The 19,934-nt window shown below is 70.4% G+C and carries 18 protein-coding genes; 10 read left to right on the forward strand and 8 right to left on the reverse strand.

Translation table 11 applies throughout. The annotated features are described in order from the left end of the window. Positions 1–116 precede the first annotated feature (116 nt). Positions 117–602 (forward strand): MarR family winged helix-turn-helix transcriptional regulator, encoded by a 486-nt coding sequence (locus ACU5AX_RS11325; RefSeq protein WP_446690999.1) that lies wholly within the window; start codon positions 117–119, stop codon positions 600–602. Between the two features lie 7 nt (positions 603–609). On the opposite strand, the gene ACU5AX_RS11330 is transcribed toward ACU5AX_RS11325, so the two are convergent. After that, positions 610–1,470: an alpha/beta hydrolase gene (locus ACU5AX_RS11330; RefSeq protein ID WP_446691000.1), complete on the reverse strand. Its 861-nt coding sequence runs from the start codon at positions 1,468–1,470 to the stop codon at positions 610–612. 97 nt (positions 1,471–1,567) lie between these two features. Next, positions 1,568–3,973, reverse strand: a complete 2,406-nt coding sequence (locus ACU5AX_RS11335; RefSeq protein WP_446691001.1) for a hypothetical protein — start codon at positions 3,971–3,973, stop codon at positions 1,568–1,570. 201 nt (positions 3,974–4,174) lie between these two features. Between ACU5AX_RS11335 and ACU5AX_RS11340 the strand changes: the two genes are divergently transcribed. The 4 genes from ACU5AX_RS11340 to ACU5AX_RS11355 all read left to right on the forward strand — a co-directional run bounded on the left by ACU5AX_RS11340 (position 4,175) and on the right by ACU5AX_RS11355 (position 7,037). Then, positions 4,175–5,185, forward strand: coding sequence for an SPL family radical SAM protein (locus ACU5AX_RS11340; RefSeq protein WP_446691002.1), 1,011 nt, complete (start codon positions 4,175–4,177; stop codon positions 5,183–5,185). Beyond that, on the forward strand, positions 5,182–5,679 hold the full coding sequence (locus tag ACU5AX_RS11345) for a metallophosphoesterase family protein (protein WP_446691003.1): 498 nt from the start codon (positions 5,182–5,184) through the stop codon (positions 5,677–5,679). Before ACU5AX_RS11340 ends, ACU5AX_RS11345 begins: the two co-directional genes overlap by 4 nt. Before the next feature lie 94 nt (positions 5,680–5,773). Beyond that, a complete protein-coding gene (locus tag ACU5AX_RS11350; protein WP_198354978.1) occupies positions 5,774–6,031 on the forward strand; it encodes a glutaredoxin domain-containing protein in 258 nt (85 codons plus the stop codon). Positions 6,032–6,047: 16 nt separating this feature from the next. Continuing rightward, entirely contained in the window at positions 6,048–7,037 is a 990-nt protein-coding gene (locus tag ACU5AX_RS11355; RefSeq protein ID WP_446691004.1) for an MBL fold metallo-hydrolase, read from the forward strand. 4 nt (positions 7,038–7,041) lie between these two features. Here the strand turns inward: ACU5AX_RS11355 and ACU5AX_RS11360 are convergent, their stop codons facing one another. Both ACU5AX_RS11360 and ACU5AX_RS11365 read right to left on the reverse strand, forming a co-directional pair. After that, positions 7,042–7,872 (reverse strand): aldo/keto reductase, encoded by an 831-nt coding sequence (locus ACU5AX_RS11360; protein ID WP_446691005.1) that lies wholly within the window; start codon positions 7,870–7,872, stop codon positions 7,042–7,044. 54 nt (positions 7,873–7,926) lie between these two features. After that, the gene (locus tag ACU5AX_RS11365) at positions 7,927–8,673 is read right to left on the reverse strand and encodes a glucose 1-dehydrogenase (protein WP_446691006.1); all 747 of its coding nucleotides are present in this window, start codon (positions 8,671–8,673) and stop codon (positions 7,927–7,929) included. 108 nt (positions 8,674–8,781) lie between these two features. Between ACU5AX_RS11365 and ACU5AX_RS11370 the strand changes: the two genes are divergently transcribed. Then, positions 8,782–9,153: an ArsR/SmtB family transcription factor gene (locus tag ACU5AX_RS11370; RefSeq protein ID WP_446691007.1), complete on the forward strand. Its 372-nt coding sequence runs from the start codon at positions 8,782–8,784 to the stop codon at positions 9,151–9,153. Positions 9,154–9,488: 335 nt separating this feature from the next. Here ACU5AX_RS11370 and ACU5AX_RS11375 read toward each other — a convergent pair whose 3' ends face one another. The 4 genes from ACU5AX_RS11375 to ACU5AX_RS11390 all read right to left on the reverse strand — a co-directional run bounded on the left by ACU5AX_RS11375 (position 9,489) and on the right by ACU5AX_RS11390 (position 16,408). Further along, the gene (locus tag ACU5AX_RS11375; RefSeq protein WP_446691008.1) at positions 9,489–10,433 is read right to left on the reverse strand and encodes a hypothetical protein; all 945 of its coding nucleotides are present in this window, start codon (positions 10,431–10,433) and stop codon (positions 9,489–9,491) included. Positions 10,434–10,506: 73 nt separating this feature from the next. Next, positions 10,507–11,943, reverse strand: a complete 1,437-nt coding sequence (locus ACU5AX_RS11380; RefSeq protein WP_446691009.1) for an efflux transporter outer membrane subunit — start codon at positions 11,941–11,943, stop codon at positions 10,507–10,509. Further along, complete coding sequence (locus ACU5AX_RS11385; RefSeq protein ID WP_446691010.1) at positions 11,940–15,149, reverse strand: efflux RND transporter permease subunit; 3,210 nt, start codon at positions 15,147–15,149, stop codon at positions 11,940–11,942. Before ACU5AX_RS11385 ends, ACU5AX_RS11380 begins: the two co-directional genes overlap by 4 nt. Beyond that, positions 15,146–16,408 (reverse strand): efflux RND transporter periplasmic adaptor subunit, encoded by a 1,263-nt coding sequence (locus ACU5AX_RS11390; protein WP_446691011.1) that lies wholly within the window; start codon positions 16,406–16,408, stop codon positions 15,146–15,148. The genes ACU5AX_RS11385 and ACU5AX_RS11390 overlap by 4 nt, the downstream gene beginning before the upstream one ends. Before the next feature lie 92 nt (positions 16,409–16,500). Here ACU5AX_RS11390 and ACU5AX_RS11395 point away from each other — a divergent pair, with 92 nt between their 5' ends. From ACU5AX_RS11395 to recO, 4 genes are all read left to right on the forward strand, one after another. Then, complete coding sequence (locus ACU5AX_RS11395) at positions 16,501–17,181, forward strand: response regulator (protein WP_446691012.1); 681 nt, start codon at positions 16,501–16,503, stop codon at positions 17,179–17,181. Beyond that, on the forward strand, positions 17,178–18,488 hold the full coding sequence (locus tag ACU5AX_RS11400) for a sensor histidine kinase (RefSeq protein ID WP_446691013.1): 1,311 nt from the start codon (positions 17,178–17,180) through the stop codon (positions 18,486–18,488). Before ACU5AX_RS11395 ends, ACU5AX_RS11400 begins: the two co-directional genes overlap by 4 nt. Before the next feature lie 174 nt (positions 18,489–18,662). Then, entirely contained in the window at positions 18,663–19,109 is a 447-nt protein-coding gene (locus ACU5AX_RS11405; protein ID WP_446691014.1) for an META domain-containing protein, read from the forward strand. Positions 19,110–19,160: 51 nt separating this feature from the next. Further along, complete coding sequence (gene recO / locus ACU5AX_RS11410; protein WP_446691015.1) at positions 19,161–19,892, forward strand: DNA repair protein RecO; 732 nt, start codon at positions 19,161–19,163, stop codon at positions 19,890–19,892. Positions 19,893–19,934 lie beyond the last annotated feature (42 nt).

Consider the following 19,934-nt stretch of genomic DNA (forward strand, 5'->3'; position numbering starts at 1 on the left):
CAACTTACAGATAAGTGACATTGACCTTTATCGACGGAGCCGCAACACGCTGACAGCCGCCGACGGTACGGTTAGGGTGACGCCGCCACGAGTTTCGCATGGGACGAAGATATTCGATGACCGCTCCTGCCGGAGCCTCCCCCGAACCCGCCGCCGAGGGTGTCCAGCGCAGCTTTGCATCGCAGATCGCGCTGATCGCCCGGCTGCTGCGCAAGCGATTCGACGAGCGGGCGCGGGCGATGGCGTCGAGCGCGGACGAGGCGCTGACCCAAGCACAATGGCGGGCGCTCGGTGCGATCTGGCTGCATCCCGGCTGGACGCAGAAGGAAATGGCGGAGAAGCTGGAGATCGGCCCGGTGGCGATGGGCCAGACGCTCGACCGGCTGGAGGCGCTGCAATGGGTTGAACGGCGCAGCGATCCGGGTGACCGCCGGGTCAAGCGACTATACGCGACCGACGCGGCAGAGCCGATGGTCGCCCGCCTCGGCCTGCTTGCGGGTCGCGAGGACCATTATGCCAGCGTCAGCCTGTCGCCGGAGAAGATGCGGACGCTGACCGGCCTGCTCGACGAGGTGATCGAAAGCCTGACCGCGGGCGAGTGACCGGCCGTCAGCCGGTGCCGTCGCCGAATCCGGTCTGCGCCAGCCAGTGCGCGCACAACGTCGGCCAGATCGACACCGGCAAGTTCTGCGTATCGAGGGCGAAGCCGTGCGGCGCGTCGGCAAAGACGTGCAGTTCCGCCGATCCGCCTGCGGCACGCCATGCCGCGTCGAGCCGATGGGCATTGTCGACCGGAACGACGTCGTCGGTGGCGGCATAGACGATGAACGCCGGCGGCGGCGCCGCGGTCAGCTGCGCGTCCGGCTGCATGCGATCATAGAAGGCCTGTTTCTCGGGCGGTGCGAGCGGCGGCTTGTCGGGGACGATCGTCCGACCCTTGGCATTGGTGGAGATCGGCGCATAGCCGATGACCAGCACGTCGGGACGCCGCATCGCCAATCCATCCGCCGTCTGCGCCAGCGCCCATTCCGCCGGATAGTCGGCGGCGAGGCAGGCGGCGAGGTGGCCGCCCGACGACAGGCCGACGACGCCGACACCCTGATAGCCCGCCAGTCCTCGGATCGTCCGCATCGCCGCGATCGCATCGTCGAGCGCTGCCGAAACGCCATGCGTCGCGTTGGGAAAGCGGTGGACGAGAACATAGGCGTGGCAGCCGAGGCGATTGAGCCAGCGCGCCACCGCGACTCCCTCACGCCCGACCATCAGCGCGGTATAGCCACCGCCTGCAAGTACCAGCATCGCCCGTCCGTTGGGTCGTTCGGGCGCATAGCCGAACAGCCAGGGGCGATGCACGTCGGCGACCACCGCCGCGTCCGGCGCGGCATCGGGATCGGCGAAGACGATCGCGCCGTCGAGCGGCGTGTCGGGCCAGAGGGGGTGGAGCGTATCGGCGTCGAGCAGGGCGGGCATGCCCTCCTGCTAGTCGCGGAACGTCCGCGGGTGAAGCGTCGCTCGCCGCCCCTGGTGATTTCGTGCACGGGCCACGCCATGCCCGACTAGCCCCCGACTAGCCTTTCGGCGGGATCGTCACCGTGCCGGTCGCTTCCGGAGCGTCGCGCAGGCGCAGCGTCAGGCTGCCGGGCATTGCCCGGGCGGACAGCGGCACATCGACCGACCCGGCGGTGAAGCCGTCGGGAACCGCCTGCGCCGGCCCATCCGTCCCGGCGGCGATCGTGGCGATCAGGAACAGCCGGTTGCCGCTGACCGTGCAATGCGCCGGTGCGGTCGCAAGGCAGGCGACGGACTGGACGTCCGGCAGGCGGACGGCCGTGCCGAGCGCGGTCCAGCGGCTTGCCTCGCCATTGCGGACGATGCGGAACTGCAGCGCACCGTGCACCGCCGTGCCGAGCGTCTCGGCCGGGACGAAGGCGACGATGCCGGTGGTCGTATCCTGCAGGTCATAGCCCTTGCCCTGGGCGATCGACGTGACCGCATCGCCGGCGACGGTGCCGATCTCGATCGTCTCCGCCCCGGTCAGCGGGGTCGCCGGATCGAGGCGGAAGGCGAAGGTGACACGGCCGTCCTGCGCGAACATCGTGTCGGGGCCGAGGGCGATCGGCAGCGAACCGGCATGCGGTGGCCGCTCGACACTGCGATGCAGCAGGACGGGGGTCTGCCGCGCCGCCGCCACGGTGAGCGTGACCGTCCTGTGGCGGTTGCCGGTGAAGGTGACCTCTGCGTTGAGCCGCGCGCCCTCGGTCAATTTGGCCGCCGCGGCGGGATCGCGCGGTTGCAGCATCAGCCGGTCGGTATTGGTCGCGCGCGTCAGGGCACCCGGCTGCCATTCGCTGCCAGCGATCGCGACGCTGCGCACCTGATCGAGCCGCGACCCGGTCAGCACCGCCTCGTTGTCGCCGGCGGCGAAGGTCAGCGCGTCGATCCGGCCGACCTCCTGCAGCGCAGGAACGGAGAGCGAGACCGGCGTCGCCTGGCCGGTCGCGGCGATGGTCAGCGTCACCGGTCCCGGTGCGGCCTTGGTGAGCGGCAGGTCGATGCTGATCGCATCGGTGCCGACCTGCTTCCAGGTCACGGTCTGCGGCGCGTCGTCGCCGATCCGCGCCTCGACCCGGGTGATGCAGCCGCCGCCATCCCCCTTCAGCGTCAGGCTGTTGGTGCGCCCGACGACCAGAGATGCATCCGGCGCCGCCGCCCAATGCTGTACGCGCGGGTCCGACAGGCGGAAGCGCGGCCCGTCGAACGGGGTAAAGCCCCAATTGCCGCGCAGGCGGCCGGTGACGGTCGCGCCGCGGCCTACGTCGGGCAATCCCTTGTCGAGCACGAAGCCGCCGCGGCGCGGATCGGCATGGACGGGGATGTCGACCGGTGCGCCGCCCGCGCCGTCGAGCCGCAGCGTCATCGCATGGGCATAGCGGGTCGCGAACACCAATGGCGCGCCTTCGACCGGCAAGACCGCACCGACATTGCCGCAGAGCAGCGGCGCGTCGCCCGCGGCCTGCAAGGGAGGCGGCTTGGCGGCCTCGATCGCCGGCAGGCCGATGACCATGACCGAGGCCGGCTTGGCGAAGGACAAGGGCGTGTTGAGCAGCAGGGTGACGCCGCCGTCCCCCATCTTGGCGAGCGCGGGGACGAATTGCAGCTGGGTCGACTGGAAGGCGCCGAACAGCCGGAACAGATCGCGGACCACCCCGATATAGGAACTGTAGGTGCCATAGCCCGCCTGCGGTGTCGCGCTGAGCTGGAAGGCGAGGTCGACCGGCGCGCCGGTCAGCGTGTCGGCCAGCGCGGAACTGTGCGTATCGGCGAACAGCAGGGTCTCGCGATCGCCGGTCAGGCAGGCGGCCTGCAGGGCGGCGGGCTGCTGCAGGCATTCGGTCTTGAGCTTGATCGCCAGGCTGCGGGTCAACGCCTGCGAGGCGGCGTTGACCGCGGTCGGATCCTCGCGCCCGACCTGGAACAGCATGTCGAGATAGGTGTCGAGCCGCGCCCGGTCGAGCGACGCCTGGTTGAGGTCCTGTGCGGCGCGGACGAAGGTGCCGGGTTGTTTGCGGACCGCGCTGACGATCGACTTCTTGCCCGCCTGGTGCACCGGCAGCGCGAACAGGACGAGCTGCTGCGCGCCCTTGGGCACGACCAGCGACAGGTCGCCCGCCTTGCTCTTGCCGGTCACCGTGTCGTGAAACCAATCGTCGGGCGGCCGGTCGATGGGGCCGCGCAGGAAGGCGGAGACGAGGCGGAATTGGTCGGCCTGGCCGGACGGCAGCGTCAGCTTGACCGAGATGCGGTCGCCTTCGGCAAGGTTGGGCACCCATTCCAGCGGCAGCGTCTGGCCGTTGCGGGTCACCGCCACCTCCAGCCGCGGGCCGGTCAGGTCGAAGGGCGACGGGGCGGCATCGGCGGCGACGCCGGCCAGGATCAGGGCCAGGCCGCCCAGTGTACGAAGAAGACGCGACATCCGAACCGGCTTGCCCTCACGAGGAACCGCAGTGATCGACCGCGCCTGTGCCGCGCGGTTGTGGTCACAATATGTCCCTTAGCGTCGGCGGGGACATTTGCCGATGCCGTTCGTTGGGTGGGAATGGCGAGCAGGGCGGTATCGGACGCGGGAACGGAACGAGCTTGGCGGCCGCGTCGCCTCCTGGTGACGCGCGCGGCGATGGGGTTCGCGCATGGCCGCGCGATCGCGGATCGTGCCGCCGCGCTCGACGTCGAGGTGCAAGTGCTGGCCGGCGACCGGCTGGCGCTCGACCTGTCCGACGATCCGCGCCAGGCCTATGCCGCCGCCAAGTCGACGCTGGCCGTCGTCGTCGCGCCGCCGTCGAAGCGTAGGCTGCAGCCGATCGCACCGAGCGCGGACTGGCGCGTCGACCTGGCCGAAGGATGCCCGGCGCATTGCAGCTATTGCTATCTCGCCGGTTCGTTGAAGGGGCCGCCGATCACGCGCGTCTACGCCAATCTCGACGAGATCCTCGCGGGCCTGCCTGCCTATCTGGGGCAGGGTGCGGTCACCTCGCGCAGCGCGGCGCGGGCGCATGAGGGCACGACCTTCGAGGCGTCGTGCTACACCGATCCGCTCGCGTTGGAGCCGATCACGGGATCGCTGTCGACCGCCATCGCCTGGTTCGGCGGGTGGGATGTCCCGGCGCAGCTGCGTTTCACCAGCAAGTTCGCCGACGTCGCGCCGCTGCTGACCCTCGATCATCGCGGGCGGACGCGGATGCGGGCCTCGATAAATCCCGCGCGTTTCGCCCGCTTCGAGGGCGGCACCGCACCGGTGGCGGCGCGGCTGGCGGCGCTCGGCCGGATGGCCGCGGCGGGCTATCCGGTCGGGCTGACGATCGCGCCGATCATCGCCGCCGACGGCTGGCGTGAAGCCTATGACGGACTGCTGGTGGCGGCCGCCGCCGCGCTGGCGGACATGCCGGGGCTCGACCTGACGATCGAACTGATCACCCACCGCTTCACCGCCGGTTCGAAGGCCGTGCTCGACAGCTGGTATCCGGGCTCGTCGCTCGACATGGGCGGCGGCAACCGCACCACCAAGCGGACGAAGTTCGGCACGGAGAAACAGGTGTACGACACGGCGACGATGCGCGCGCTGCGCGGCTTCTTCGAGGAGCGGATCGCCGTGCTGCTGCCGGCGGCGCGCATCCTCTATTGGACATGAGCGTCTTCTTCACCGCCGACACGCATTTCGGCGACCACCGCACGATCAACATCCAGCGCCGGCCGTTCGCCAGCGTCGCCGAGATGGACGCGCAGCTGATCGCGCGCTGGAATGCGACGGTCGGGCCGCAGGACGTCGTCTGGCATCTCGGCGACGTGGCGCGGCGGCCGGCGGACGTGGCGGCGCTGCTCGCGCAGCTGCACGGTGACAAACACCTGCTCCGCGGCAACAACGATCCGGAGGCGACGGGGCTGGCGGCGGGGTGGGCGAGCGTCGGCGACTATGCCGAAGTCACAGTCGACGGCCACGCCCTCGTGCTGTGCCATTACCCCTTCCGCAGCTGGAACGGCCAGCACAAGGGCGCGATCAACCTGCACGGCCACAGCCATGGCCGGTTGAAGCCGATGCCGCGGCAGTTCGACGTCGGCGTCGATCCCCGTGGCTTCGCGCCGGTCCGCCTCGCCGACCTGATCGCAAAGGGCGCGACCGGATGATTGCGCGCTCTGGCCGATTCGGGCAGTTCGGAACGCCGGTGGGGGCCGGGCGCTTGTTGGCGCGGCGGCGCCCCGGCCGCCATGGAGCGATGTGATGGCCGACGCGCAGACTGCGATCCTCTACCGTATGGTCCTGCCCGACCATGTCTGTCCGTTCGGCGTTCGTGCCAAGGCGATGCTGGAGGCGGCGGGCTATACGGTCGACGACCGCATCCTCGAAGACCGCGAGGCGGTCGAGGCGTTCAAGGCGGACCGCGGCGTCGACACCACCCCGCAGATCGAGATTGATGGCGAGCGGATCGGCGGCAGCGACGATCTGGAACGCTACCTCGCCACGCGGGACGGGCGTTGATCCGACCGCGCGGCTGATGGCGCGCAACCGTTATTACCAGGGGCCGCCGAGCGATCATTTCGACGGCACCCGCTTCTTCAATCCGGGCCAGCCGCCGACCGATCGCGGCCTGCGCGACCTGATTCGCTGGCGACTGGCGGGCGAGACGGCGCGCTGGCCCAGATCCGTGCCGGTGACGAAGGCGCGCCCCGCGGCCCGCGTCGCCGGGCTGCGGGTGACGATGGTCGGTCATGCGACGCTGCTGATCCAGGCGGCGGGGATCAACATCCTCACCGACCCGATCTGGTCGCCGCGCGCCAGCCCGTTCCGGTTCGCCGGTCCGCAGCGGGTGACCGAGCCGGGAATCGCCTTTGACGACCTGCCGCCGATCGACGTCGTGCTGCTCAGCCACTGCCATTACGACCATTGCGACGTCGCGACGCTGCGTCGGCTGCAGGCCGCGCATGCGCCGCTGATGGCGATGCCGCTGGGCAACGACACGATCGTCCGCGCCGCGGTGCCCGGCGCCCGCTGCGTCACCGGCGACTGGTGGGACCGGCTGACGCTGGGCGAGGGGATCGCGACGACGCTGACCCCCGCCTATCACTGGGCGAACCGCTGGCCGAGCGACGTGCGCATGGCCTTGTGGTCGGGGCATCATCTCGCCACGCCGGCGGGCACAATCTGGTTCGTCGGCGACACCGGCTATGGCGACGGCACCATCTTCGGCGAGGTCCGCGCCAGGCTCGGTGCGCCCGACCTCGCGCTGATCCCGATCGGCGCCTATGCGCCGCGCTGGTTCATGGCGGCGCAGCATGTCGATCCCGCCGAGGCGGTACGGATTTGCGCGACGGTGGAGGCGCGCCGCGCGCTCGGCATTCACTGGGGTACCTTTCAGCTGACCGACGAACCGCGCGAGGAACCCGCTGCCGCGCTGGCCGAGGCGGTGGCGGCGCAGGGATGGGCCGCGGACCGCTTCGTCGCGGCGGTGCCGGGCAGCGTGTACGAGGCCTCCGCCAGACCCTGACGGCCTACAGCATCTCCAGCGGCTGGCGCTGGCGGGGCCGCGGAAACATCGTCTCCAGGCGCCGGCGATCCTCGGCGGTCAGCATCAGATCCGCGGCGGCGCGGTTGTCGCGGACATGGGCGAGCGAGCCGGCCTTGGGGATGGCCAGCACGCCATCGCGCGCCAGCAGCCAGGCGAGCGCGAGCTGGGCCGGCGTCACCTGCCGTTCGCGCGCGAACTGGACGAGGCCGCGGTCGGCGATCAGCCGACCCTGCTCGACGGGGCTGTAGGCCATGACCGGCATGTGCCGCTGCGCCAGCCACGGGATCAGGTCGTGCTCGGGTCCGCGGCGGGTAAGATTGTAGAGGATCTGGTCAGTCTGGCAGCCGCTGCCGCCGGCCGCAATCAGTTCCGCCATGTCATCCGAGTCGAGATTGCTGACGCCCCAACGGCGGATCTTGCCGGCCGCGACCAGCCGCTCCATCGCCTCCACCGTCTCCGCCAGCGGCACGCGACCGCGCCAGTGCAGTAGGTACAGGTCGATGCGGTCGGTGCCGAGCCGGGCCAGGCTCGCCTCGCAGGCGCGGGGCAGGCGATCGCGCGACGCATTCTGCGGATAGGCCTTGCTGACCAGGAAGACCTCGTCGCGCAGGCCGCGGATCGCCTCCCCGACCAGCCGTTCGGATTCGCCGTCGGCGTACATTTCGGCCGTGTCGATCAGCGTCATGCCGAGGGCGACGCCCTTGCGCAGCGCGGCGATCTCATCGCCGCGGCGCGCGGGGTTCTCGGCCATCATCCAGCTGCCCTGGCCGAGCGCGGGAACGACGGTGCCGTCGGGGAAGCGGATCGTCTGCATGCCGTCGACAACGCGTCGCGGCGCCGATCGGCCCATCCCGGCGGCACGTCCCGATCAGCGGATGCCGCCGCTCGCGGTGATATTCTCGCCGGTCAGCCAGCCCGCCGCATCGGAGGCGAGGAAGGCGACGACGCCGGCAATGTCTTCCGGCTGGCCGGCGCGACCCAGCGGCGTCTGCGCGACGATGCCGGCCGCCATGTCCGACTGGACGATGCCCGCGCTGTGCGTTCCCTCGGTGACGACGAAGCCCGGGCTGACCGCATTGACCCGGATCTGGCGCGGTGCGAGCTCATTGGCGTGCACACCGGTGATCGCGTTCACCGCGCCTTTCGTGCCCGCATAGACCGCCGCGCCGGGCGTATGCACGTGCGTGATCGCGGACGAGACGTTGACGATGCTCGCCCCGGCCTGAAGGTGCGGCGACGCCGCCTGGGTGACGAGCAGCGTGCCGAGCACGTTGACGTCGAACTGGCGCCGGTAATGCTCCTCCGTCACCTCTTCGATCGGCGCGAATTCGTAGATGCCGGAATTGTTGACCAATACGTCGAGCCGCCCGAACCGCTCCACCGCCGCCGTCACCAATGCCCGTGCGTCGTCCGCCTTGGTCACGTCGCCCCGCACCGCGATCGCCTGTCCGCCGGCGGCGGCGATCCCGCCGACGACCGCGTCGGCATCCGCCTGGCTGGAAGCATAATTGACCACCACCGCTGCGCCCTCCGCGGCCAGCGCCTTGGCGATTCCCGCACCGATGCCCTTCGATGCCCCCGTGACGATCGCAACCTTGCCGCTAAGTTTCGCCATGACCTGAACCTTCTGCTATGGGCCGGCACCACGACGGCAACCGTTAATCCCATAGTTCGGGAATCTGGAACTAACCGAAGCGGGATCAAGACCCCTTATGCAAAAAACATGCGACCCCTGATCCACCCGGCGATCGAAGACATCCGGCCCGACGCGATCCTGCACGCACTGTCCGACCCGGCGCGCGCCGCGATCTTCGCGACGATCATGAAGGCGGGATGCGTCGACGCCTGTTCGGCGGTGGCGTGCGTCGGCGATCGGGTGATCCCCAAATCGTCGCTGTCCAACCATATCAAGATCCTGCGCGACGCCGGCCTGATCCGCAGCGAGCGCCATGGGGTGGAGGTGCGCAACACGCCGCGCTGGGACGAGGTGGAGGCACGATTCCCCGGCCTGCTGCCCGGTATCATCAATGCCTATGCGGTCGATCTCACCAACGACAGCTTCGCCGCCGCGGCCGCGAAGTCTAGGCAGGGCTGACCCGCATCGATGCGACGGTCGGTGATCTCTGCAGCCGGCGATCTCGCGAAGTCACGCGCTGAAACGGGCGCCGGCCGTTTGATCGACAGTAAGACATCGCAGTCTCGCCGTCGCGGCATGACCATCCGGATGCGATAACGTCCAGGCCACGGAGGGCGATAGGCCAAACGCCCGCCCCGTCACCTGCCCACCCAGGGCGGCAGTGCGACCGGTCCCCCGACGACCTGGCACGGCAAGAGCATCACCGAGGCGGTAAATGCCGATGTCCGGAGGTGCCCCATCGCGGCAGCGCCGACCAGTACTCCGCGCTTACAGGATCGTGAGGTCGTCCTTTCTCAAGAACTCGGCTGCCCCGGTGCAGCCGGGCGCGTCGCCGACGGCACCGGCGTCGCCTTGACCTCCGGTGGCGCGGGCGACGTCGATGCTGCTTCCGCTGCAGGATTCACCGTGGGAGCAGGCGTGCCCACATCCGCAGGCGCCGCAACGTCACTCGCCGCAGCCGCACCGGACGACGGCGGGATCGCGACCGTCGCCACCGGGGTCGCCGCGGCGGGCAGCGTCGGAACGACCGGCGGCGGCGTCACCTTCGGCTCGTAATAATCGCGCCATTTGTCGAAGGCGGTGAAGAAGTCGATGAACGGCTTGTCGAGCCGCGCCAGCGCGCCGCGCGCGTGCAGCGGCAGATCGGCGTCGGCGACCGGCGCGACGGCGGCGATCTCCTGCCGCGCGACCGCGCAGAAGGCGACGCGGATCGCCGGCTGGCTGTAGAAATTGTAGAGGCGGGTCTGCTGATTGTCATAGGCCGCCTGCCAATCGGCCCAGCCCGTCTCTTCCCATTCGTGCTGGTAGCGTTTGACGTAACCGTCCAGCCCGTCGCGATGGGCGACGATCCAGGCGTTATATGGGTCGGTGACTCCGCCGCCCGCACCGTCGCAGGCCAGTGCCGCGACGTTCAGCGCGCCGCGCAGATGCCAGACGGCCGCCGCGTCGGTCATCTGGAAATTGGGGGTGACGTAGCTGCCGTCGTCGCGCTTGGCGGCGATCTCCATCCCGGCATAGCCGCCGCGCGGCATGGTCGGCGGCGGCGGGGGAGGGGGCGGCAGCGTCGCGACGACCGGCGGCGGCGTGACGCGGGGGGCGGCGCAGCCGACCAGACCCGCGGCCAGCGCGGCCACCGCCGCCAGCGTCCAGGGCGTGCGCAGCATCGTCGTCCAGTCTCCTTCGGCCGGATCCGTCGGCCCCTGTATCCCGGTCGCGCGGAACCGCGCGATGGCGCGCATAGCGCCGGCCGATCGAACGCGGCAACCCGCCTGTCGATCCGCCGACGCAACGACACGCCCGGCCGAGCGAGCGTCAGCCGGTGATCGGCCCGCCCGCCGCCTGCAGCAGCGCCACCGTGTCGGTCAGCCGTGCGGCACGCGCCTGGATCAATTGCTGCCGCGCCTGGGCGTCGGCGGCGGTGGCGTTGAGCAGGTTGAGCGTGCCGACGCTGCCCAGCGCCAGCTGCCGCCGTGCGAAGGTCAGCGCCTGGTCGGCGGCATTGCTCGCCCGCGTCGCCGCGGTCAGTGCGTCGCCATCGGTCGTCAGGCCGGTCAGCGCATTGGCGACGTCGCCGAAGGCCTGCAGTACCGCGGCGCGATATTGCGCCTTGGCCGCCTCCAGCGCCGCTTCCGCCGCCTTCTGCTGATGACGCAGCGCGCCGGCATGAAAGATCGGCTGGGTGATGCCGCCGAGCAGCGTCCAGAAGGGATTGCCGCTCTTGAACATGTCCTCGAACCGCTGGGCGGTGCCGCCGCCGGTCGCGGACAGCTGCAGGCTGGGCAGCCGTGCCGCGATCGCTGCGCCGACATCGGCGCCCGCCCCTTCCAGCTGCGCCTGGGCGGCGCGTACATCGGGGCGGCGCGCGACCAGATCGGACGGCACGATCGCCGGCAGGGTGGCGGGCAGGGTGAAGGACGCCATGTCGGGCAGCACCGGCAGCGGATCGCCGGCGGGGCGGCCGATCAGCGTGCCGATCAGCACCCGCTGCTGCGCTTCGGCGCGGACCAGCGGCGGCAAGACGCCCTCCGCGGTGGCGAGCGCAGTCTGCTGCGTCGCGACGTCGGCCAGGCCGATGTCGCCGAGCTGCTGGCGGCGTTGCAGCGCGGCGAGGATGTCGCGGTTGACGCGGATGCTGGTCTGCGCCGCGACGATCTGGTCGGCCAGGGCGGCGCGGGTGATCGCGGCTGTGACCAGATTGGCGACCAATGTGGTCCGCGCGGCGTCGCGCCGATGCGCCTGGACCGCCGCCGCGGCCCGCGCCGAGCGGACGCGGGCGCGGGTGCCGCCGAACACGTCGGGCGCGTAGGAGACGGTGACCTGCGCGGTGTGCAGCGTATAGATCTGCTGGTTCTGGTCGGCGACCGCGGGCGACAGCGCGTTCGACACGCGCGTGCGTTCGACCTGGTAGCTGGCGTCCGCCTGCGGCAGCAGCGCGGCGCCGGCGGCGCGCGCCTGCTCCTGCGCCTGGCGCAGCGTCGCCTCGGCGACCGCGACGTCGGTGTTGTGCGCCAGCGCCTCGCCGACCAATGCGTCGAGCGACGGGCTGGCGAAGCCATGCCACCAGTCGGCGGCGACCGGCGCGGTGCCGGTCGCCTGCACCGGGCCGCCGGCAGGCGCCACCGTCACCGGCGCGGGCGCCGGCGGCAGCACGGCATGGGCGTCGAGATTGTGCGGCCCGACCGCGCATCCGCCGAGCAGCGAGCCGGCGAGCAGGGTGGTGGCGAGCATCGCCGTCCGTGTCCGCGTCATGCCAGCGCCTCCGTCTGCGGCGCATCCGGGCCATGGGGGCCGGGATCGCGCGGATGATGGCCGACGTCGCGGCCGTGGGCGCCGCGATCGACCGGCGGCACGCGATGCGAGAAGCGGGCGATCAGCACCGGGAGCAGCAGCAGGATCAGCACCGGCGCCAGCGTCATGCCGCCGACCACGACCAGCGCCAGCGGCTTCTGCACCTGGCTGCCGATGCCGTGCGACAGCGCCGCGGGCAGCAGGCCGATCGCCGCGACCAGACAGGTCATCACCACCGGACGCAGGCTGTTCTTCACCGTCGTCGCCAGCGCGACGTCGCGGCTCGCGCCCTCGTCGATCGTGTTGTTGTAGGTCGTCACCACCAGGATGCCGTCCATCACCGCGATGCCGAACAAGGCGACGAAGCCGATCGCGGCCGAGATGCTGAACGCCGTGCCGGTCAGCGCCAGCGCGGTGACGCCGCCGACGATCGCCATCGGTATCGCCGAGAAGGCGAGCAGGCTGTCGCGGATCGAGCCGAAATTGGCGTAGAGCAGCAACAGGATGACGAGCAGGCTGATCGGCACGACGATCTCCAGCCGCGCGATCGCATTCTGGAGGTTGTCGAGCTCGCCCGCCCATTCCAGGTGATAGCCGGCGGGCAGGTGGACGTTGCGTGCGATCCGCGCCTTTGCCTCGCCGACCGCCCCGCCGAGATCGCGGCCGCGCACCGAGAATTTGATCGGGATGTAGCGTTCCTGATGCTCGCGATAGATGAACGAGGCGCCGGTGGTCAGCCGCACGTCCGCGACCTCGGAAAGCGGCACCTGGATCGTGCCGGTGCCGTCGGGGGCGGGCGCGCCGATGGTGATGCGTCGCACCGCCTCCAGCGAATCGCGCTGTTCGGGCTTCAGCCGCACCATGATCGGGAAGTGCCGGTCGGTGCCCGCCTCGTACAGATCGGCGGTCGATTCGCCGCCGATCGCGGCCGCGACGGTGGCGTTGACGTCGTCCGGCGTCAGGCCGTAGCGCGCCGCCTTGCCGCGATCGACGTCGATGCGCACCGTCGGCTGGCCGAGCGATTGGAACACGCCCAGATCCTCGATGCCCTGCACCTTGGCCATCTGCGTCTTGATCTGGTCGGCGTATTTTTCCAGCGTGGCGAGGTCGGGGCCGAACAGCTTGATCGAATTGGCGCCCTTCACCCCCGACGCCGCCTCCTCGACGTTATCCTCGATGATCTGCGAGAAGGAGAAGTCGACGCCGGGATATTTCGCCTGCAGCTTGTTCGACAGCTCCTCGATCAGCTTTTCCTTGGTCATGCCGTGCGGCCATTCGTCGAACGGCTTCAGCGGCACGAAAAATTCGGCGTTGAAGAAGCCGGTCGCGTCGGTGCCGTCGTCGGGGCGGCCGTGGGCGGAGAGGACCGCGGTGGTTTCCGGATATTGCGCGATGATCCGGCGCACGCCGTTGACGATCGGCTGCCCCGCCTCGAGGCTGATCGACGGCGGCAGCGTCGCGCGGATGTACATGTTGCCCTCTTCGAGGTGCGGCAGGAACTCGATGCCGAGCGACCGCACGCCGACCACCGCCAGGCCGAGCATCAGCACGCCGCCGCCGATCGCGAGCAGCCGGTTGGCGAGCGCGAAGGCCGCCGCCGGCTCGTAGACGCGGCGCAGCTTGCCGACGATCCACGTCTCCACCTCCGACAGTCTGTCGGGCAGCAGCAATGTCGCCAGCACCGGCGCGACGGTGAAGGTCGCGAGCAGGCCGCCGGTGATCGCATAGGCATAGGTCTTGGCCATCGGGCCGAAGATGTGGCCCTCGACCCCGGTCAGCGTGAACAGCGGCAGGAAGCTGGCGATGATGATCGCGGCGGCGAAGAAGATGCCGCGGCTGACCTCGCTCGACGCGCCGAGCACCGCCGAGAAGCGGTTGGCGAGCGTGAAATGCCCGCGCCCGCTTTCGACATGGGCGGACCGTTCGACCATGTGGCGGAAGATGTTCTCGACCATGATCACGCTGGCGTCGACGACCAGGCCGAAGTCGAGCGCGCCGACGGAGAGCAGGTTGGCGCTCTCGCCCTGCAGCACGAGGATCAGGATCGCGAAGGCGAGCGCGAAAGGGATCGTCGCCGCGACGATCACTGCGCTCCTCAGATTGCCCAGGAACACCCATTGCAGCGCGAAGATCAGCAGGATGCCGACCACCATATTCTCGAGCACGGTGTGGATCGTCAGGTTGATCAGGTCCGACCGGTCGTAGATGCGGGTCAGCTGCACGCCCGGCGGCAGCACGCCCGATGCGTTGATGTCGGCGACTTCCTTCTGCACCGCCTTGATCGTCGGCATCGACTGGGCGCCGCGCTGCATCAGCACGATGCCCTGCACGATGTCGTCCTGGTCGTTGTAGCCGGCGATGCCGAGCCGCGGCGCGTTGCCGATCTGGACGTGGGCGACGTCCTTGAGCAGGATCGGCTGGCCGCCGGCGGTGCCGACCAGCACGTTCTCGATGCCGCCGACCGACTGGATCAGGCCGACGCCACGGACGATCGCCGCCTGGCTTCCGAAGTTGATCGTCTGGCCGCCGACGTTGCCGTCGCTCTTCGACAGCGCGGTCAGCACCTGGCTGACCGAGACGTTGTGCGCCGCCAGCCGGTCGTTATCGATGACGACGTCATAGGTCCGGAGCTTGCCGCCCCAGCCGGTGACGTCGATCACGCCCGGAATGCGCTTGAAGCGGCGGTCCAGGATCCAGTCCTGGATCGTCTTCAGGTCCATCACCGAATAGCCGGCCGGCGCGGTGATCTTGTAGCGGTAGATTTCTCCCACCGGGCTGGTCGGCGAGATCGACGGCTGCGCACCGCCGGCGAGCGGCGGCAGCTGCGACAGGCGGTTGATGACCTGCTGCTTGGCCTGTTCGTTGGTGTAGTCGTAGGTGAACTGGATCTTGACGTCGGACAGCCCGAACAGGCTGATCGCGCGGATCGCGGTCATGTGCGGGATGCCCGCCATGCCGACCTCGATCGGGATGGTGACGTTGCGCTCCATCTCCTCCGCCGACAGGCCCTTGGTCTGGGTGATCACCTCGACCATCGGCGGCACGGGATCGGGATAGGCCTCGATATTGAGGTTGGCGAAGCCGATCACGCCCGCGACCAGCATCGCGACAAAGACGCCGACGATCAGCAGCCGCTGGCGCAGCGCGAAGGAGACGATGCGGTTCACTGGCCGAGGCCCGCTTCGTTGACGAACAGCGCGCCGGCGGTGACGATCCGCTCGCCCGGCTTCAGCCCGGCGGTGATCGTCACCTGGCCGTCGGTGGCGTCGCCGGTCTCGACGTTGCGCGAGACGAGCAGGCCATCGGGACGAACCAGCCAGACGCGCGCGCTATCGCCTTCGTGGATCACTGCCTGCGCCGGAACGCGGATCGCCGAACCGAGGTTGCGGCGGTGGATCGCGAAGCTGGCGAACATCTGCGGCTTCAGCGCGCCGTCGGGATTTGCGATGCTGGCGCGCACCGGCAGGCGGTGCGTCTGCGGGTCGAGCGCGGCGCCGACCAGATCGATCGTCGCATGGAAGGTGCGACCAGGCAGTGCCGGCGTCGTGACGGTCACCGCATCGCCGAGATGGACGTCGCTGGCATCGCTTTCCGCGACCTGCGCGACGAGCCAGACGCGCGACGGATCGGTGATCGTCATCACCGGCTTGTCGCCGCCCTGCGAGACATATTCGCCCGCCGACACGTCGCGCGTGGCGATCAGGCCGCTGATCGGGGCATGCAGCGTGGTGACGTCGTGGATGCCGGTGACCTCGCCGGCATTTTCCAGCCGGGCGATCTCGGCCGGCGACTTGCCGAGGATGGCGAGCTTGTCGCGCGCCGCGCCGAGCGAGGCGGCGGCGGTGCGCGCCGTCGCCTGCGCGGCGATGAGGTCGGCCTTGGCCTGCTGATAATCCTTCAGCGCGCCGCCGGCGGTCTGGTAGATCTGCTGCTGGCGGTCGGCGTTGCGCTGGGCGGTGGCGAGCTGCGCCTGCGCATTCTGCAACGCCGCCCGCGCCGCGAACAGCCCGCTGCGCGCGTCGACGAAGTCGCTGGTCTTGATCAGCAGCAGCGCCTGCCCCTGGCGGACGCGCTGGCCGGCATCGGCGAGGACGCGCACGACCTGGCCCGAATAGGGCATCAGCACCGGCGTCGAATGGTTGCCGTCCACCGTGATCGCGCCGGACGCGAGCGTGCGTTCGCCCGACTCGCCGACGCCGACGCGCACCGTCTGCAAACCGGCCATCTGCGCGCCGGTCAGCTTCAGCGTGCCCGCCGGCAGCGGTGCGGGCGGCGTGGCCTCGTGATGGGTCAGCTTGCCGATCAAGGCGATGAGCAGCGCGACCCCGACGATCACCGCGGCGGCGATGCCGAGCCAGCGCAACTGCGCGGACCGCGACAGCGTGGTGGCGGCGGGAAGCGGTTCGGCGAGTTCGGCAGCGTGCATCGGAAGTCCTGACGAGATCAGACTGGTCCGGATAGGGCCTGTTGCTTACAGGATGCTTACGGTTGCTGCGTTGCGGGAAGGGGCGAAGAACTTTGCGGATTCTGCTGGTCGAGGACGATCCCGATCTGGCACGCGAGCTGGTCGACGCGCTGGAGCGGCGCGGACTCGCGGTCGATCATGCCCGCGACGCCGAGGAGGGCGAGGCGTTCCTGCGGGCGACGCAGCATGACGCGCTGCTGCTCGACCTCGGTCTGCCCGACGCCGACGGGCTGACGCTGCTGCGCCGGCTGCGCGCACGCGGCGTGACGCGGCCGGTGCTGCTGCTCACCGCGCGCGGCGCGGTGGAGGCACGTATCCAGGGGCTGAACGCCGGCGCCGACGACTATCTGGTCAAGCCGTTCGACACCGACGAGCTGCATGCGCGCATCCTCGCGGTGCTGCGCCGGCAGGGCGGCTACGTCGGCGAGACGCTGAGCTGCGGCGCGCTCGTCTTCGACATCGCCGGCCGTCAGGCGCGGATCGGCACGACCGTGCTCGCCCTGTCGGCCCGCGAGACCGAGTTGCTCGAGCTGCTGCTCCGCCGCCAGGGCAGCGTCGTCCCGAAGCGGCTCGCCGAGGACCAGTTGTTTGGCGTCGGCGGCGATCTCGGCTCGAATGCGATCGAGGTCTATGTCCACCGGTTGCGCAAACGGCTGGCGGAGGCGGGGGGCGGGGTGCGCATCGATACGGTCCGCGGCGTCGGCTATATGATCGCAGCGGCTGCCGGCGCATGAAACGCCTGATCCCGCGATCGCTGTTCGGCCAGTTCATCGCGCTGCACGTGCTGCTCGGCATCCTCGCCGCGGTGCTGCTGTCGCTCGGCGTCTCCGTGCTGCTCAACCGCACGGCCAGCCATTATCAGCGCGACCTGCTGGTCCAGCAGGCGGGCGCGGCGGCGCGGGTGCTGGCGCGACGGCCCGATGCGGTGCTGGTCTCCGCCACCGACCTGCCGGTCAGCGGCCTGTCGATCAGCGTCATCGATCGCAACGGCCATACGCGGCTGGTGCATGGACCGGCGATGCCCGGTCTGGTCGCTGAGGCACCGCACGGGCCGAAGGCGGTCTTCTTCCGCCGCGGCACGGTGCGTGCGATCAGCCGGCCGTTCGCCGCCGGCTGGATCGTCGTATCGCAGGATGCCGCCGCGCCGCAGGCGGTGACCGACGACATCGTCCGCACCTTCCTGAAGCGGTTCGCGCTGCTGCTGCTGCCGATCGCGGCGCTGCTGCCGCTCAGCGGCGCGCTGCTCACCCGGCGGCTGACGCGGCGGATGCGCACCGTCTCCGCCATCGCCGCCGGCATCGGGCCGCGGGCGATCGACCAGCGCCTGCCGCGCGGCACCCTGCCGATCGAGGTCGAACCGCTGGCGATCGCCACCAATGCTGCGCTCGACCGGCTGGAAAAGGGCTATCGGGTCCAGGCCGCCTTCGCCGCCGATATCGCGCACGAACTGCGCACGCCGCTCGCCATCGTCCGGCTGCGCGCGGAGAAGGTCGCCGACGAGGAATTGCGCCGTGCGCTGCTCGCCAGCGTCGACCGCGCCTCGCGCGTGATGACCCAGATGCTCGGCCTCGCCGACCTCGAGCGCCGCGTCGAGGATTCCGGCGGCCGCGTCGACCTTGCCGCGCTTGCCGAGGACGTCGTCGCCGCGCGGGCACCGGCAATTCTCGCCGGCGGCCGGACGATCGCGCTCGAGGATCAGGGCCGCGCGACGATGCACGGCTTTGCCGGACCCTTGACGCTGGCCCTAGAGAATCTGGTCGACAATGCGATCCGCCACACCCCGCCGGGCACGCAGATCACCGTCGCGATCGGCCCCGGCGCGCGGCTGTCGGTCCGCGACAATGGCGACGGCATCGCCCCCGACCAGGTCGCGCGGCTGACCGAGCGCTTCTTCCGCGGCGATGGCGCGCGCAGCGAAGGCTATGGCATCGGCCTGTCGATCGTCCAGCGCGTCGCGGAGGCGCACCACGGCCTGCTGACGATCACCCCCGGCCCAGACCGCCGCGGCGCGATGTTCACGCTCAGCTTCCGCGGCGCCTGAGCGGGAAGGGGCTTGGTCACCGTCACGCGCTCGGCCGCCCGAGGCGTCATCGAGGATCGTGGTGTCCGCTCGACACGGGATGATGGGGGACGGGCGGCGGTGAGGTGCGCGTCGGTGCCGCGACGGCCTCAGTGATTGCGTGACGCAGCGGCACAGCGCGGATAGGCTTTTGCCATGCCGCCCCTGCACCATCGCATCGTTGTCGTCGCGCTGGCGGCTTCGGCGCAGGGGACCGAGTCGCGTGGCGGACCGGCAACGACCCGATGGATGCTGAGCGAGATCGATGGTCGACCGGTCGCAACCGGGCGGTTCGACGCGGCTCATCTCGTCTTCGGGCCCGATCGCCAGATCGGCGGGAGCGCCGGCTGCAGTTCATTCGGTGGTAACAGGATACGGTGGTCGACCGATCGGACCGGCACGCGGGGAACCCTGACCGTCGATCCCAAAGGCTCGATGTTCTGGACGACGATCCGCTGTGATGACTCGCCGGCGGATCGTGACGGCACGCTGTTCTGGGACAAGATGCGGCGACCGCGCTCATGGGCAGCATCAGCGGGGCGGCTGACCATCACCTTCGCCGATGGCAGCACCGCACGGCTTGTCCCCCGATCGCCTCGCTAGCCGCCAAGCGGCGCCGGTGACGACGCCACCCCCACCGCCTATATCCTCCCGATGCACCGCCTCGCCGAAGCCGTGATCCTCGCCGTCCGGGCGCATGGCGAGCATGGCGCGGTGGTGCGGGCGCTGACCCGCCAGGACGGGGTGCAGCCCGGCTACGTCCGCGGCGGCCGGTCGCGCGGGCTGCGGCCCGTGCTGCAGCCCGCCAATGCGATCCGCGGCGAATGGCGCGCCCGCACCGGCGAACAGCTCGCGGCGCTGACCGTCGAGCCGTTGCACAGCCGGGCCGCGCTGCATGCCGAACCGCTGCCCGCCGCCGCTCTCGCCTGGCTGACCGCGCTCACCGCGGCGGCGCTGCCCGAGGCGCAGCCCTATCCGCGCGTCTACGACGGGCTGACCGGCGTGCTCGACGCGGTCGAGGCGGCACCGAGCGCGCGCGGGTGGGCGGCGGCATTGGCGCGGTACGAATTGCTGCTGCTCGCCGAACTCGGCTTCGGCCTCGACCTGTCGGCCTGCATCGCCAGCGGCGCGCTCGACGACCTCGCCTTCGTCAGCCCGAAAAGCGGCGGTGCGGTGAGCCGCGCGGCGGCGGCGGGCTATGAGGCTCGCCTCTACGCGCTGCCGGTTTTTCTACGCGAGGGCGGGATGGCGGATTGGCCCGACGTCTTCGACGCGCTGCGCATCACCGGCCATTTTCTTGCGCGCGACATCCTCATCGATCGCCGCAGTGAGCCGCTCGCCGCACGTACCCGGCTGGTCGACCTGATGAAAAGGGCGGTTGCCTGAAACCGACGCCGCCGCCATGAAGCCGCGACGGTTCTTTTGCCA

The sequence above is a fragment of the Sphingomonas benefaciens genome (genome assembly GCF_052907485.1).